This is a genomic window from Hoeflea sp. BAL378 (assembly GCF_000759435.1).
Taxonomy (GTDB): Bacteria; Pseudomonadota; Alphaproteobacteria; order Rhizobiales; family Rhizobiaceae; genus Hoeflea.
This window is the reverse complement of record NZ_JRJG01000008.1, coordinates 76,758-91,755: the sequence shown is the minus strand read 5'-3', so window position 1 is coordinate 91,755 and position 14,998 is coordinate 76,758. Positions and strand designations below refer to the sequence as shown.

At 67.5% G+C, this 14,998-nt stretch carries 11 protein-coding genes; 1 reads left to right on the top strand and 10 read right to left on the bottom strand.

Going from position 1 to position 14,998, the window contains the following annotated elements; genetic code table 11:
- Nucleotides 1-6: 6 nt before the first annotated feature.
- The 5 genes from LL06_RS02915 to LL06_RS02895 form a co-directional block, all read right to left on the bottom strand.
- Nucleotides 7-1,536 (bottom strand): trimethylamine methyltransferase family protein, encoded by a 1,530-nt coding sequence (locus LL06_RS02915; protein WP_035521970.1) that lies wholly within the window; start codon nucleotides 1,534-1,536, stop codon nucleotides 7-9.
- Nucleotides 1,537-1,631: 95 nt separating this feature from the next.
- Nucleotides 1,632-4,085 (bottom strand): FAD-dependent oxidoreductase, encoded by a 2,454-nt coding sequence (locus LL06_RS02910; protein ID WP_035521903.1) that lies wholly within the window; start codon nucleotides 4,083-4,085, stop codon nucleotides 1,632-1,634.
- Nucleotides 4,085-4,987, bottom strand: coding sequence for a homocysteine S-methyltransferase family protein (locus tag LL06_RS02905; RefSeq protein ID WP_035521901.1), 903 nt, complete (start codon nucleotides 4,985-4,987; stop codon nucleotides 4,085-4,087). The genes LL06_RS02910 and LL06_RS02905 overlap by 1 nt, the downstream gene beginning before the upstream one ends.
- Entirely contained in the window at nucleotides 4,984-6,033 is a 1,050-nt protein-coding gene (locus LL06_RS02900) for an alcohol dehydrogenase family protein (RefSeq protein ID WP_244447031.1), read from the bottom strand. The genes LL06_RS02905 and LL06_RS02900 overlap by 4 nt, the downstream gene beginning before the upstream one ends.
- Nucleotides 6,034-6,047: 14 nt before the next feature.
- Complete coding sequence (locus LL06_RS02895) at nucleotides 6,048-8,495, bottom strand: FAD-dependent oxidoreductase (protein ID WP_035521897.1); 2,448 nt, start codon at nucleotides 8,493-8,495, stop codon at nucleotides 6,048-6,050.
- Nucleotides 8,496-8,626: 131 nt separating this feature from the next.
- On the opposite strand from LL06_RS02895, the gene LL06_RS02890 reads away from it, so the two are divergent.
- The gene (locus LL06_RS02890; RefSeq protein ID WP_035521895.1) at nucleotides 8,627-9,478 is read left to right on the top strand and encodes a LysR family transcriptional regulator; all 852 of its coding nucleotides are present in this window, start codon (nucleotides 8,627-8,629) and stop codon (nucleotides 9,476-9,478) included.
- A gap of 43 nt (nucleotides 9,479-9,521) precedes the next feature.
- Here the strand turns inward: LL06_RS02890 and LL06_RS02885 are convergent, their stop codons facing one another.
- The 5 genes from LL06_RS02885 to kduI form a co-directional block, all read right to left on the bottom strand.
- Nucleotides 9,522-10,667 (bottom strand): sialidase family protein, encoded by a 1,146-nt coding sequence (locus LL06_RS02885; protein WP_244447030.1) that lies wholly within the window; start codon nucleotides 10,665-10,667, stop codon nucleotides 9,522-9,524.
- A 107-nt stretch (nucleotides 10,668-10,774) separates the two neighbouring features.
- Nucleotides 10,775-12,007 (bottom strand): mannonate dehydratase, encoded by a 1,233-nt coding sequence (gene uxuA / locus LL06_RS02880; protein ID WP_035521892.1) that lies wholly within the window; start codon nucleotides 12,005-12,007, stop codon nucleotides 10,775-10,777.
- Complete coding sequence (locus tag LL06_RS02875) at nucleotides 12,004-13,452, bottom strand: mannitol dehydrogenase family protein (RefSeq protein ID WP_244447029.1); 1,449 nt, start codon at nucleotides 13,450-13,452, stop codon at nucleotides 12,004-12,006. The genes uxuA and LL06_RS02875 overlap by 4 nt, the downstream gene beginning before the upstream one ends.
- Nucleotides 13,442-14,170 (bottom strand): 2-dehydro-3-deoxy-D-gluconate 5-dehydrogenase KduD, encoded by a 729-nt coding sequence (gene kduD, locus LL06_RS02870; protein WP_035521890.1) that lies wholly within the window; start codon nucleotides 14,168-14,170, stop codon nucleotides 13,442-13,444. Before kduD ends, LL06_RS02875 begins: the two co-directional genes overlap by 11 nt.
- Complete coding sequence (kduI, locus tag LL06_RS02865; protein WP_035521888.1) at nucleotides 14,167-14,991, bottom strand: 5-dehydro-4-deoxy-D-glucuronate isomerase; 825 nt, start codon at nucleotides 14,989-14,991, stop codon at nucleotides 14,167-14,169. The genes kduD and kduI overlap by 4 nt, the downstream gene beginning before the upstream one ends.
- Between the last annotated feature and the right edge of the window lie 7 nt (nucleotides 14,992-14,998).

Here is a 14,998-nt window from a genome sequence, read left to right as displayed (position 1 = left end):
GTCTCCCTAGAAGTAGATATTGAAGGCCTTGCGGATCGCAGCGTCTGTGGCCGGATCGACCAGCGGCCTTGTCGACTGGGCCAGGATGCGGTTCTTCCGCTCGATCGCCTTCTGCACCAGGTCCGGCTTGCCGATCTCGGCCCATTCCTTGGGGCTCGTCCGGTCGGCGACTGCCGGATAGACATATTCGGTCTGCATCACGCTCAGCGTCTGCGGATGACCGAGATAGTGGCCGGGGCCGTCCAGGCACACTTCCCGCATCGCGTCGAGGCTAACACTGTCCTCGGTCACGTCAATCCCGCGCACGCACCTGAGCACCTGGCCGAGAAGATCGTCGCCGAGAACCAGCGATTCCATACAGAAGCCCAGCAGCGAGGCATGCATGCCGACCGCCTCGTAGACCATGTTGAGGCCGGACAGCCCCGCCATGGTGTTGGAGATTGCCTGTTCCCAGCCGGCCTGCATGTCGGGCAGCTTGGAATCGGCGATGCCGGCGGCGGCGCCGCCCGGCAGGCCGTAGAAGCGATGCATCTGCGCGCAGCCCGCCGTCAAGAGCGCCTGCTCGCCCGATCCGCCCGACATCGCGCCCGAGCGCAAATCCGAGACGAAGGGCCAGGTGCCGAAGATCGCCGGATGGCCCGGCGCCATGGCGTTGACATAGACGACGCCCGCCAGGCATTCGGCCACGGCCTGGACGATGGCTGTTGCGAGCGGCGCCGGCGCGGTGGCGCCCGCCTGCCCGGCCGAGAGCAGCAACACCGGCATGCCGGCGCGGACGCATTTCTCCATGGTGATGCAGCTCTCCTCGGCGAACTTCATCGGCGGAACCACGAAGCAGTTCGAGTTCGACACGAAGGGACGCGCGCGCCAGGCGGCCTCGCCGCCGGCGATCATGTGGATGAGATCCATGCAGCCCTCGAAATGCGCTGGCTCGGAGAAGCTGGTGCCGACATGCTTGGTGGTGCCGGCGCAGCAGGCATAGATGGTGTTGATGTCCATGTCGAAATTGTCGGTGACATCGCGGCAGACCATGGCGCGCTGGAAGAAATGCACATTGTCGAGCGCGTGCGTGATCCGCGCCGCGTCATAGAGATCCTGCGCGGTGGATTCCCGGTAGGTCCGGTTTTCGACGTCGACCACATGCACCGCGGCGCCCGCCGTGCCGTAATGGACGCGCGTGCCCGAGAGATCGAGATCGAATTTCGGGTCGCGGGCGCAGAGCGTGATGTCCTTGGCGGCGACCGCCAGCATGTCCTCGACCAGCGCGCGCGGAAAGCGAATGCGCCCGTCATCGCCGAGGATCGCCCCGGCGCCGGTCAGGATCTCGACGCCCGAGGCGGGCGCCTGCGACAGGCCGATGGTCTCGAGCGCATCGAGCGCCGCCTCGTGGATGCGCAGCACATTGGCCTGGGTCAGCGGCGAATACTGCCCGCCGCTCATGCCGGGCCGGATCGGCCTCAGGTTCTCGGCCAGCGGCGCGGTGCGGACCGCGACGCGGTTGGCGCGGCCGCCGGAACGGCGGTTCTGCTTTTCCATGACCGGCAGCACGGCGGCCGGATCGAGGGTGGGGTCGAGTGCGGGTTCAGCGGCGATTTCCATCATGGTCTCCATGGGTCCGAAGCAAATTCAATTCACATCCGGACGCGGAGCGCGCCGGGGTCGTAAAGCGGTTTGAGCGAGGCCGTCGCCGGATGGCGCTGGCCTGCGATTTCGATGTGGTAGGTCGAGGCGAGAACGTGTTCGGTGCTCTCGCCGGCGCAGGGCACGTAGCCGAGCCCGATGGCGCCGCCGAGGTGATGGCCGTAATTGCCCGAGGTGACGATCGAGACGATCTCGCCGTCGCGCACCACCGCCTCGTTGTGGAACATGAGCGGCTCGGGATCGGTGAGCTGGAACTGCACCAGCCGGCGGGAGAGCCCCGCTTCGCGCTTGGCGAGCACCGCGTCGCGGCCGAGAAAATCGCCCTTGCCCGTCTTCACCGCGAAGCCGAGGCCGGCTTCGAGCACATGATCCTCGTCGGTGATGTCGTGGCCGAAATGGCGGAAGGCCTTCTCGATCCGGCAGGAATCGAGCGTGTGCAGGCCGCAGAGCCTGAGCCCGTGGTCGGCGCCCGCGTCCATCAGCGCCTCGAACACATGGGCGGTCTGGTCGGTGGAGACATAGAGCTCCCAGCCGAGCTCGCCCACATAGGTGACGCGGTGGGCACGGGCGAGCCCCATGCCGATCTCGATCTCGCGCGCCGTGCCGAAGGGATGCGCGTCGTTGGAGAAATCATTGGGGCTCACCACCTGCATCAGCGATCGCGCATTGGGACCCATGACGCAGAGCACCGATTCCGCGGCCGTCACGTCGGTGATGACCACGAACTCGTCGCCCAGATGCCGCCGGAGCCAGGCGAGGTCGCGCTGCAGCGTGGCGCCGGGCACGACGAGCAGGAAGGCGGTCTCCGACAGCCGGGTGACCGTCAGGTCGCACTCGATGCCGCCGCGGGCATTCAGCATCTGCGTGTAGACGATGCGGCCCGGCTCGACGTCCATGTCGTTGGCGCAGAGCCGCTGCAGATAGGAGAGCGCATCGCGGCCCTCGACCCGGATCTTGCCGAACGAGGTCATGTCGAACAGCCCGACCTTTTCGCGCACCGCCAAATGCTCGCGCTTCTGGTTGTCGAACCAGTTCTGCCGCTTCCAGGAATAGTGGTACTCGCGCTCTTGCCCGTCCTCAGCAAACCAGTTGGCCCGCTCCCAGCCCGCCACCTCGCCGAACACCGCGCCCCGCGCCTTGAGATGTTCGTGGATCGGCGAGCGGCGGATGCCGCGCGCGGTCGCCATCTGCCGGTAAGGGAAGTGGTCGGCATAGAGCAGCCCCAGCGTCTCGGTGACGCGGTTCTTGAGATAATGCCGGTTCTTCTGGAACGGCTGCGCCCGTCTTATGTCGACTTCCCAGAGGTCGAACGGCGGCTCGCCGTCATGGATCCATTGCGCCAGCGCGAAGCCCGCCCCGCCCGACGAGACGATGCCGATCGAATTGTAGCCGGCGGCGACCCAGTAGCCTTTGATCTCGGGGGCTTCGCCGAGATAGTAGCGGTCATCGGGGGTGAAGCTTTCCGGCCCGTTGAAGAAGGTATGGATTCCGGCAGTGCCCAGCAGCGGCAGCCGGTTGACCGCCTTCTCGAGGATCGGCTCGAAATGGTCGAAATCCTCGGGCAGCTGGTCGAAGCAGAAATCCTCGGGGATGCCGCCCATGCCCCAGGGCTTGGCCACCGGCTCGAAGGCGCCGAGCAGCATCTTGCCGGCGTCTTCCTTGTAGTAGGCGCATTCGTCGGGCACGCGCAGCACCGGCAGCCGCTTCAGGCCCTCGATCGCCTCGGTGACGATGTAGAAATGCTCGCAGGCATGCAACGGCAGCGTCACGCCGGACTGCGCCGCGAGATCGCGCCCCCACATGCCGCCGCAATTGATGACGATGTCGGCGGCGATCGAGCCGCTCTCGCCGTTCCTCTCCCAGTCGACGCCGGTGACCTTCCCGTTTGCGCTGGTGATGGCCGTCACCTTGACGCCCTCGATGATGGTCGCCCCGTTCTGCCGCGCGCCCTTGGCGAGCGCCATGGCGATGTTGGCCGGATCGCACTGGCCGTCGAGCGGCAGGTGCACGGCGGCCGTGACGTCGCTCACATTGAGATGGGGATACATGGCCCTCACCTCGTCGGGGCCGATCTCCTGCACATCGATGTCGAAGGCGCGCGCCGTCGAGGCCTGGCGGAAGATCTCCTCCTTGCGCTCTTCCGTGAGCGCCACGGTGATCGAGCCGCACTGGCGCATGCCGGTAGCCACCCCGGTCTCGGCCTCGAGCTTGACGTAGAGATCGGCCGAATATTTGGCGAGCCGCGTCATGTTGGCCGAGCCGCGCAACTGCCCGATCAGGCCCGCGGCATGCCAGGTGGTGCCCGAGGTCAGCTGCTTGCGCTCGAGCAGCACGATGTCGCGCCAGCCGAGCTTGGCCAGGTGATAGGCGACCGAGCAGCCGGAGACCCCGCCGCCGACGATGACGGCGCGGGCATGGGTCGGAACGGATTTGCCTTGCGCCATCACTTCAGCGTGCCTTTCAATGTATGACCGGCCTGCAACAGCCGCTGTGCAAGATGGGCGATATGGGCGGGGCCGACCTCGCAGCAGCCGCCGACGATCGTGGCGCCGGCGTCGATCCAGCGCATCGCGTGATCGGCATAGGCTTCCGGACCCAGATCGGTGCGGGTCTTGAGACCGCTGACGGTGCCGCCGATCTCGAGCGTATCGGCCTTGGTGAAGCCGTTGGCATAGCCGCCATGGGCCAGTCCCGTGCGCTTGAGCACCGCCTGGCCCTGCGTCACCGCCTCTGGCCAGGAACAGTTGATCAGCACCGCCTCCGCCCCCGCCTCGGCAGCCGCAGCGGCCGCGCGCTCGAGATCCTCGCCGGAGCGGAGCTTCGTGCCGTCGGTGTCGTTGACCGACATGCCGCACCAGACCGGCTTGCCCGATTCCACGGCGGCCTGCACCGCTGCCCGGACCTCCTTGACCGAGGACAGCGTCTCGCACAGGAACACGTCGACCGCGCCCTGCTGTTCGGCGACGATCCGGCGGTAGGTCGCAAGGCACTCCTCGAAGGACGGCGCCCATTCCGGATGGTAGCTGCCATAAAGCGGCGAGAGGCAGCCGGCGATGGTGATCTCGCGGTCGCCGCGCGCGGCCTGGGCGATGGCGATGGCCTTGGCCTGCAACGGCTTGAACAGGTCCTCGCTCGCGTCGCGCGCCAGCCGCTCGGGCGTCGCCGAATAGCTGTTGAGCGTGAGCACCAGGGCGCCGGCATCGATATATTCCCGATGCACCGCCTCGACGATCTCGGGTTCATCCATCATCACCTTGGCCGACCAGAGCGGCGACGGCGGCTGCGACGAGCGGTGGATCAGCTCCTGCCCCATGCCACCATCGAGAAGAACGATAGACAGGCTCATGACCTTACCTCCGGCGGGACCAGCACAAGCTTGCCCGGATAGCGTTTTGATTGGAAATCGGCCTGGGCCCGGGCGATCTCGACCAGCGGATAGCTGGCCGACACCATCGGGCGGATCAGGCCCTGGTTGATCAGCGCGACAAGGCGGGCGAAGACGGCGGGCGGCTGGAAGGTGCAGCCGAAAATCGTCAGATCGTTGAGATAGAGGGTGCGCAGGTCGGCCTCGACCATCGGTCCGGCGATGGCGCCGGACACCGCGTAGCGCCCGCCCGGCCGCAGCGCGTCGATGACCGCGCCCCAGCCGGGGCCGCCGACGACGTCGATCACCACGTCGAAGCTGCGCGGCGCAGGGGCTTCATCACGGTCGAGGATGCTGGCCGCACCGGCGTCGCGCACCGCCTGGGCCTTGGACGCCGCGCACTGGCCGGTGACCGTCGCGCCGCGCAATGTCGCCAGTTGCACGGCGGCAAGGCCGACGCCGCCCGACGCGCCGGTGACGAGGACCCGGTCGCCTTCGCCGACGCCGGCGCGCTGCAGCAGGTTCTCCGCGGTTCCGAAGGCGCAGGGCATGGCGGCGATCTCGGCATCCGACAGCGGCGAGGCGGTCACGTCGTAAAGATGGCGCGCCGGGACGCGGCAGAATTGGGCAAAGGCCCCGTCATAGTCCGATCCGAGCGCCACATAGGCGGTCGGCGCGTCCACGGTCGGCTCGGGCTGGTTGGTCGGGCAGATCACGCGCTGTCCGACCGACCAGCCGGATACGTCGGGGCCGATGGTGGCGATCCGGCCGCAGAACTCCGCGCCCTGGATGCGCGGAAAGGCGATGGCGCCGGCGAACCCGCCGTCTTCATGCACATCGCCTTCCGACGTGGCGCCCTTTGCCGCCTTCGCGTACCAGCCGAGCCGCGTGTTGATGTCGGTGTTGTTGACGCCCGCCGCCAGAACCTGGACCAGCACCTCGCCGCTTCGCGGCATGGGCGTGGCCACGTCCTCGCGCCAGTGCAACACCTCCGGCCCTCCATGGGCGGTCAGGACGACTGCGCTCATCCGCTCCGGCACGCTCATGCACGCAGCCGTTCGTTTGCCGGATCCCACAGGGGCTGGTCGGGCTGCACCGTGGCCGCAAACCGCTCGCCGAAGATCTCGACCTCGAGCTTCGTGCCGGGCTCGGTGAGGTCCGAGCGCAGCATGCCGAGCGCGATCGACTTGCCGATGCGGTGGCCGTAGCCGCCCGACGTAGTCTCGCCCACCACCTTGCCGCCGTGCCAGAGCGTCGACATGTAGGGCGCATCGCATTCGCCCGCTTCCACCACGAGCGTGACGAAGCGTTTTGACACGCCCCGCTGGCGCTCGGCCAGCAGCGCCTGCCTGCCCTTGAACGCCGGCTTGTCCCATTTGACGAAGCGCTCGAGCCCGCCCTGCAGCACCGTGTAGTCGGTCGACAGGTCGCCCTTCCAGGCGCGGTAGCCCTTCTCGAGCCGGAGCGAATTGAGCGCGAACATGCCGAAGGGCCTGAGCCCATGTGGCTTGCCCGCCGCCATCACCGCGTCGAACACCGCCGCGGTGTCGGCGACCTTGGTGTGGATCTCCCAGCCGAGTTCGCCGGCGAACGACACCCGCACCAGCTGGCACCATGTGCCCGAAACCTGCGCGGACTGATGCGTGAGCCACGGCTTGCTCAAATCCGCATCCGTCACCGACGCGAGGATCTCGCGCGACTTCGGCCCGGACAGGATCTGGCAGCAGAACTCCTCGGTGACGTCGCGGATGCTGATCGCGGAGCCCTCCGGCAGGTGCTTCACCAGCCATTCGTAATCATGCCACTGCGCCGTGGCTGCCGTGATCAGAAAGAAGAAATCCTCGGCGAGCGCCATGATCGACATCTCGGTGACGATGCGGCCCTTGTCGTCGGCGAAATAGCCAAGGCCGATGCGCCCGGGCTTGGGGACGGCGCCGGTGGTGAGAGACAGAAGCCACTCGCGCGCGCCAGGTCCTTCGACCCGGTAGCGCGAGAAGCCGGGCAGATCGAGAATGCCCGCCGCGTCGCGCACCGCCAGGCACTCCTCGCGCACCGCCGCGAACCAGGCGCCTTCGCGCGCCCAGGTCTGGGTCGCCTCCTCGCTCGTGTCGTCGCCAGGACGCGCATACCAGTTGGCCCGCTCCCAGCCATTGTAGGCGCCGAACTGTCCGCCCAAAGCTTCGATCCGGTCATGCACCGGCGAGAGCTTCTTGTTGCGGCCCGCCGGCCAGGCATGGTGCGGGAAGTGGATCGCGTATTCGTGGCCATAGACTTCCATGCCCTTGGCCACCGTGTAGTCCGGATCGCAAAACGCGGTGAAGCGGCGCGGGTCGCACGACCACATGTCCCATTCGGTCTCGCCCTCCATCACCCATTCGGCCAGCACCTTGCCCGCCCCGCCGCCCTGGCAGATGCCGAAGGTGAAGACGCAGGCCTCGAACGCATTGGGCACGCCCGGCATCGGCCCGATCAGCGGATTGCCGTCGGGGGTGTAGGGAATGGGACCGTTGATGTTCTTGGTCAGCCCCGCGGTTCCGAGCAGCGGCACGCGGGCGCAGGCGTCGTTGATGTACCATTCGAGCCGCTCGAGATCGTCCGGGAACAGCTGGAACGAGAAATCCTCCGGCATCGGATCGTCGGGCGTCGCCCAATGCGCCTTGCAGTTGCGCTCGTAGGGGCCGAGGTTGAAGCCGTTCTTTTCCTGCCTGAGATAGTAGGAACTGTCGACATCGCGCATCAGCGGCAGCTTGTGGCCGACTTCGCGGGTCCAGGCCGCCACCTCCGGCACCTCGTCGAACAGCATGTACTGGTGGCTCATCACCATCATCGGCATGTCGCGGCCGAACCATTTTCCGACCTCGCGGGCGTAGTAGCCTGCGGCGTTGACCACATATTCGCAGCGGATATCGCCCTTCTCGGTCGAGATCACCCATTCGTCACCCTCCCGCCGCGCGCCGGTGGCCGGGCAGAAGCGGTAGATCTTCGCACCCAGGTCGCGCGCGCCCTTGGCAAGCGCCTGGGTCAGCTGCGCCGGATCGATATCGCCGTCATAGGGATCATAGAGCGCGCCGGAAAGCTCGTGCGTCTCGGCGAAGGGATAGCGCGACTTGATCTCGTCGGGCGACAGGATATCGAGATCCATGCCCTGGTAGCGGCCCATACCGACCACCCGCTGGAACTCCTGCAGCCGCTCCTTCGAATGGCCCAGCCGGATCGATCCGGTGACGTGGTAGTTCATCGGATAATCGACCGCCGCGGCGAGCCCGCGATAGAGCTCGGCCGAGTAGCGCTGCATGTTCATGATCGACCAGGACGACGAGAAAGTCGGCACATTGCCCGCCGCATGCCAGGTGGACCCGGCCGTCAGCTCGTTCTTCTCGAGCAGCACGCAATCGGTCCAGCCGGCCTTCGCCAGATGATACAGCGCCGAAACGCCGACCACGCCGCCCCCGATGATGACAACCCGTGCATGCCCTGCGATCTCGCCCACACGTCTCTCCCGCGATCCCGAATTTCGGGCGAGTATCCGGGGGCCGCGATCAATCCGCAATTCCGTCAAAATGCCTTTATTAATCGGAAAATCCGATTAGGTTGCAACCAGGCATTTTTGAGGGAAACGGCATGCAGATCGAGCTTCTCGAAACCTTTCTCGACCTCATGGAAACCAGGAGTTTCAACCGCACCGCCGAACGGCTGGATCTCACCCAGTCGACCGTGTCGGCGCGGGTCAGCACGCTCGAGGCCATGCTGGGGCGCAAGCTGTTCACCCGCAGCCGCGCCGGCACCCAGCCGACGCCGGCAGGCTTCCGGCTGCTCGACCATGCGCGCAGCCTGCGCCACCAGTGGAACGAGGCGCGGCGTTCGGTGCAGACCACCGGCAATTTCGCCCAGTCGATGCGCATCGGCATGCAGCATGACCTGGCCTCCAGCCACATCGCCGACTGGGTGACCGGCTTCCGCAAGGTGCTCCCCGACGCGGCCTTCTACATCGAGCTCGATTTCTCCAACCAGATGAGCATCGACCTGCAGGCCGGCGAAATCGATCTCGCGATCCTGTTCACGCCCAAGAACCTGCCCGACCTGCATTACGAGCATATCGGCGAACTCGCCTACCGGATGATCAGTTCAAGCGCCGACCATCTGAACGACATCGACCCGCAGAGCTACATCTTCACCAATTATTCCCCCGCCTTCGACAAGGCGCACCGGCAGGTGGTGGCGAACCTGGCCGAAGCGCCGCTGTCGAGCGGCCAGAACGTCACCGTCTGCGGCCTGCTCGCGAACCTGGGCGGTACCGCCTACGTGCTGGAGGAATCGGCGCAAGCCTTCGTGGCGGCGGGGACCTTCCGCTATGTCCGCGGCGCGCCGCGCATCCCCCAGACGGTCTATTTCGCCGTCCATCTGCGCAACCGCCACTCCCACATCCACCGCCGCCTGCTCGACAGCGTCCGCAAGCAATTGTCGGGGGCGTGACCTGCAAGCTGGATTGTGCCCGGACGTGATCCCCTGACGCGCTTCAGCCGCGGTCGAGCGCCTCGACGCAAAGCACGGTGGGCAGGTGCCGGGCGATCTCCTGCCAGGTCTCGCCTTCGTCGAGGCTAGCGAACACCGACCCGGAATTGGTGCCGAAATAGATCCCGGCCGGATCGCGCCCGTCGCCGGCCATGGCCTGGCGCAGCACGGTGAAGTAGCAGTTCTGCTGCGGCAGCCCTTGGCGGAGCGCCTCCCAGTGAAGCCCGCCGTCCCGCGACCGCCACACCGCCGCCGCCGCATCGGGCGGGAAGCGGCCGGCCGTGTCGCCGTTGAGCGGCAGCGTCCAGATCGTCTGCGCGTCGCGCGGATGCACCCGGATCGGGAATCCGAAGGTGGACGGCAGGCCCTCGGTGCGGTTGTCCCAGCTCCTGCCGCCATCGGCGGAGCGCCAGACGCCGTGGTGATTCTGCTGGTAGAGCACGTCGCCGTCGCCGGGCGCGCGCATCATGTTGTGCACGCAGTGGCCGATCTCGCCTTCGCGGGGTCCTGCGGGATGGTCGTGCGCGGCGCATTCTTCGGCATTGGACAGCCGGTTGCGCCGCTCCCAGGTCTCGCCGCCGTCCTCGGTGGCGAAGACACCGGCGGCCGAGATGCCGATCCAGAGCTTGTCCTTGTTTTCGGGATGGGCCACGATCGTGTGCAGCACCAGGCCTGCGGCGCCGGGCTGCCAACTGTCGGCCGAGGGATGGTTGTCCAGCCCCGCGTTGCGGTCGAAACTCTTGCCTCCGTCCTCGCTCACCAGCAGGCCCGCGGGCTTGGCCCCGGCATAGAGCCTGTCATGGGCGTAGCCGAGCGACCAGACCTGCGAGAACTGGTCGGCGAAAGGCAGCGGCTCGGCGCTCCAGCCGATCATCGCCGCCACCTCCGGATCGCTTGCCGCCCAGTCGTCCATCTGGCCCTTGGTGAGCCGCACCCGGCTCCAGCTTTCGCCCATGTCGTCGGACGTCCAGATCGCGGCCCCGCTCCAGTCGCCGCCGCCGCCGGCCCAGATCCGGCCGCTCTCCGGATCGCCGATCATGTGGTTGACCGGCCAGCCGTCGCAGAGCGGACCCTTGACGGTCCAGCCGCTGCGGTCGCCGCCGCCGGAGATCAGAAAGGCACCCTTGGTGGTGCCAACGAGAAGGGTCACGCCATCAGGGCTCATGAGATCACCGCTCCGCCAAACGCGCCGAAATTACCACGGGACGCGCAGGCTGGAAAGCAAATCGGCCTTCCATATGTGCGCGGCGCCCGGGCTCAGGCGACCACCACGCCTATTCCGGCGTCGGAGCCTTGCGCCTGCCCCGCTTGATGCCTGCCTGCATAGGACAGGCCGGCGATGACGCCGCGCAGTTCGGCGAGACCGCGCAGCCGGCCGACCAGCGGATAGCCCGGATGGGTGTTGCGCGCCGCGTCGTCGAGAAGCTCATGGCCATGGTCCGGGCGGAACGGGATGTCCCAGTCATCCTCGCCCGCCTCACGGCGTCTCGCCTCTTCCTGCAGGAGTGCCGCGACAAGGTCGACCATGTCGGTATCGCCGTCCAGATGCGCGGCCTCCTCGAAGGACCCGTCGGCCTCCTTGCGCACGTTGCGCAGATGCGCGAAGCGGATCTTGCCGGCAAAACGGCGGGCGATCGCCGGCACATCGTTCTTCGGATTGGCGCCGAGCGAGCCCGCGCAGAGCGTGAGCCCATTGGCCGGGCTGTCGGCGGCATTCAGGATCCAGCCGATGTCGTCGGCGTCCGAGACGATGCGCGGCAAGCCGAGAATGTCGCGCGGCGGATCGTCGGGATGGACGCAGAACCGCATGCCGAGATCCTCGGCGGCCGGCATGATCTCGTCGAGAAACCGCTTGTAATGGCCGCGCAGTGCCGCCCGGTCCATGCCGTCATAGAGCTTGAGCGCCGCCTTGAGACCAGTGGCGTCGTAGCGCTCATAGGCGCCCGGAAGGCCCGCCATCACCGACCGCATCAGCAGGCCGCGATCGTCATCGGAGGACGCCTGGAACCAGCGTTCGGCGGCCGCGACGACCTCCGAGGGATAGTCGTCGCGCGCCTGGTCGCGGCCGACGAGAAACAGCTCCAGCGCGGCCATCTTGGGGGCGGAGAACCGGAGGCAGGTGCCGCCGCGGCCGACGGGGGCCGCGAGATCGGTGCGGGTCCAGTCCAGAAGCGGCATGAAATTGTAGCAGATCGTGTGGATGCCCTCGGCCGCCAGATTGGCCATGGACTGCCGGTAGTTGGCGAACAGGTCCGTGAGATCCCCCTCGCCGCGCTTGATGCGCTCGTGGATCGGCAGGCTTTCGACCACCACCCAGTCGAAGCCCGCGGCGGCAATCGCAGCCTTGCGCTCGGCGATCGCCTGGCGCGGCCACACCTCGCCATAGGGGATCTCGTGCAGCGCGGTCACGATCCCGCTCGCGCCCGTCTGCGCGATCTCGCCGAGCGAGATCCTGTCCAGCGGGCCATACCAGCGCCAGCTTTCCTTCACGTGAGATCCTCCACGGCGCGCCGCGCGCCGACCCGGCACAGAAGCTCATAGGCGCGACCCGCCGGTTCAGACAGTTGCGCCGCCAGCTCCGGGCTGAAGATGTCGCGCACCGACAACAGCGCCCCAACCTTTTCCGTGGGCGTCACCGCCCCGTCGGAAAGCGCCCGCAGTCGGCTTGCCAGCGGATCCCTGACCTCAATCGGCCGGCCGCGCTCATCTGTGCCGCCGACATAGCGCATCCAGGCCGCCACCGCGAGGATCAGGCCCGGGCTCGGGCGCATGGCGGTCAGATTGTCGGCGATGGCGCCGAGGATGCGCTGCGGCAGTTTCTGGCTGCCATCCATGGCGATCTGCCAGGTCCGGTGCCTGATCGCCGGGTTGGAATAGCGCTCCAACAGCGCCGCGGCGTAATCCTCGAGATCGACGCCCTCCGGCGCGGCGAAGGACGGCATGATCTCCTTGCGCCACAACCGCCTGACAAAGGCCGCGAAAGCCGGATCGGCGACGGTGTCGGCGATGGTCTCGTGGCCGGCGAGATAGCCGAGATAGGCGAGCGAGGAATGGGTGCCGTTGAGCATGCGGAGCTTCATCTGCTCGTAGGGCGTGACGTCCGCGACCAGCTCGACGCCCGCCGCCGCAAGATCGGGCCGCCCGCCGGCGCCATAGGCGGGGACGAAATCCTCCTCCACCACCCATTGCCGGAACGGCTCGCACAGCACCGGCGCGGCATCGAAAATGCCGGTCTTGTGCGCCAGCCGCTCGATGTCCCCGGGCTTGGTCGCGGGCGTGATCCGGTCGACCATGGTGGCGGGGAACCGGCCCTCGGCTTCGATCCAGGCGCCGAGAGCGGGATCGATCCGGCGGGCGAGATCCAGCACCACGCCGCGCACCAGCCGGCCGTTCTCGGGAAGATTGTCGCAGGTGAGCACCGTGAACGGCGGATGCCCGGCTGCGCGCCGGCGCGCGAGCGCGCGGACCAGGAACCCGGGCGCGGATCGCGGCAGCGGATTGTGCAGATCGTGGACGATGTCGGGATGGTCCGGGTTGAGCTTTCCGGTCGCGGGGTCGTGGCAATAGCCCTTTTCCGTGACCGTCAGCGTGACGATGCGGATCGCCGGATCGGCCATCCGGGCGAGCACCGCTTCCGGATCCTCCGGCGCCACCAGGACGTCAGCCAGGATCTCGACCTTGCGGATGGTCTCGGCTCCATCGGCGGCCTGCGACACGGTGGTGTAGACGAAGTCCTGCGGCGCCAGCCGGTCGCGCGTCCCCGCGCTCTTGAGGCTCACGCCGACAATGCCCCAGTCGCCGCCCGACAGCCGCACCGCGTCCTCGACATAGACCGCGCCGAAAGCCCGGAAGAAGGCGCCCAGCCCGAGATGCACGATCCCGGCCCTGGGCCGTGCGCCGCCGCTCCTGCGAAGCCGTGGCAGCTCAGCGGGCAAGCCAGCCTCCATCGACATTGAGGATCGCGCCATGGATGTAGCGCGCCGCGGGCGAGGCCAGGAACACCGCGGCCTCGGCGATGTCTCCGGCCTCGCCCCACCGGCCCGCCGGTATCCGGTCAAGGATGGCGCGGGCGCGCGCGGGATCGTTGCGCAGCGCCTCGGTGTTGCTGGTGGCGATGTAGCCGGGCGCGATCGCGTTCACGTTGATGCCCTTCGCCGCCCATTCATTGGCGAGGATCCGGGTGATGCCGGCCACGGCATGCTTGGCCGCGGTATAGGAGGCGATCCTTATGCCGCCTTGAAAGGACAGGAGCGAGGCGATGTTGACGATGCCGCCGGTCCCGCCGCGCGCGAACACCGCGCGGGCGAAGGCCTGGCAGGTGAAGAACACCGCCTTCTGGTTGACGTCGATGACGTCGTCCCAGTCGGCCTCGCTGAAATCCACCGCGTCGCCGCGCCTTATGATGCCGGCATTGTTGACCAGAATGTCGACCGGTTCGCCCGAAAACACGTCCCGCGCGGCCATCGGATCGGAGAGGTCGAGCGTGATCTCGCGGCCGTCGTCGAGCTGGCGCACGGTATCTGCGCAGGACCGCCGTCCGGCGCAGATCACCCTGGCGCCGGCGCGGCCCATGGACAGTGCCACGGCCTGGCCGATGCCGGTGTTCGCCCCGGTCACCAGCGCGGTCCTGCCTTCGAGCGAGAACGGGTTCACCGCAGCTCCCCCATCGCCACCATGTCCATGTCGGTGAAATCGACATTGTCGCCGGCCATCGCCCAGCAGAAGGTGTAGGCGCCTGTCCCTGCCCCGCAGTGGATCGACCAGGGCGGCGAGATCACCGCGTCCTCGTTGGCCATGAGGATGTGCCGTGTCTCGTCCGGCCGGCCCATGATGTGGAACACCCGCTGTTCCGGCCCGAGACCGAAATAGAGATAGGCCTCCGTGCGTCGGTCATGCAGATGCGCGGGCATGGTGTTCCACACCGAGCCCTCGGCGAACTGGGTGTAGCCCATCAGCAACTGGCAGCTCTCGGCCACTTCGGGATGCAGGAACTGCAGGATGACGCGCTTGTTGGAGGTCTCGGCCGCGCCCATCTCCACCCGGCGCGCGTCCTCCTTCCTGATCAGCCGGCTGGGGCACGCCCGGTGCGCCGGCGCGGACAGCACATAGAACCGCCCGTCGCCCGAAAAGGTGACCGGGCCCGAGCCCATGCCGAGATAGAGCACCTCGCCCTTGCGCACGGCATGATCGGTACCCGCGGCGGACACCGTGCCCGTCTCGCCGATGTTGAGGATCCCCATCTCGCGCCGGTCGAGGATCGAGGCCGTGCCGCATTCGGCGACATGGTCGAGCGTCAGCGAGCCGCCGGCCGGCACCGCGGCGCCCATGATCAGCCGGTCGTAATGGGTGTAGATGAGCCGGATCTCGCCCTCGGCGAACAGACCGCCAGCATGAAAATGCGCGCGCAGGCCGCTCGTGTCGAGGCCCTTGGCGGTGGTCGGGTCGATGGCGTGACGGGTTTCCACACTCAGCATGAAACGT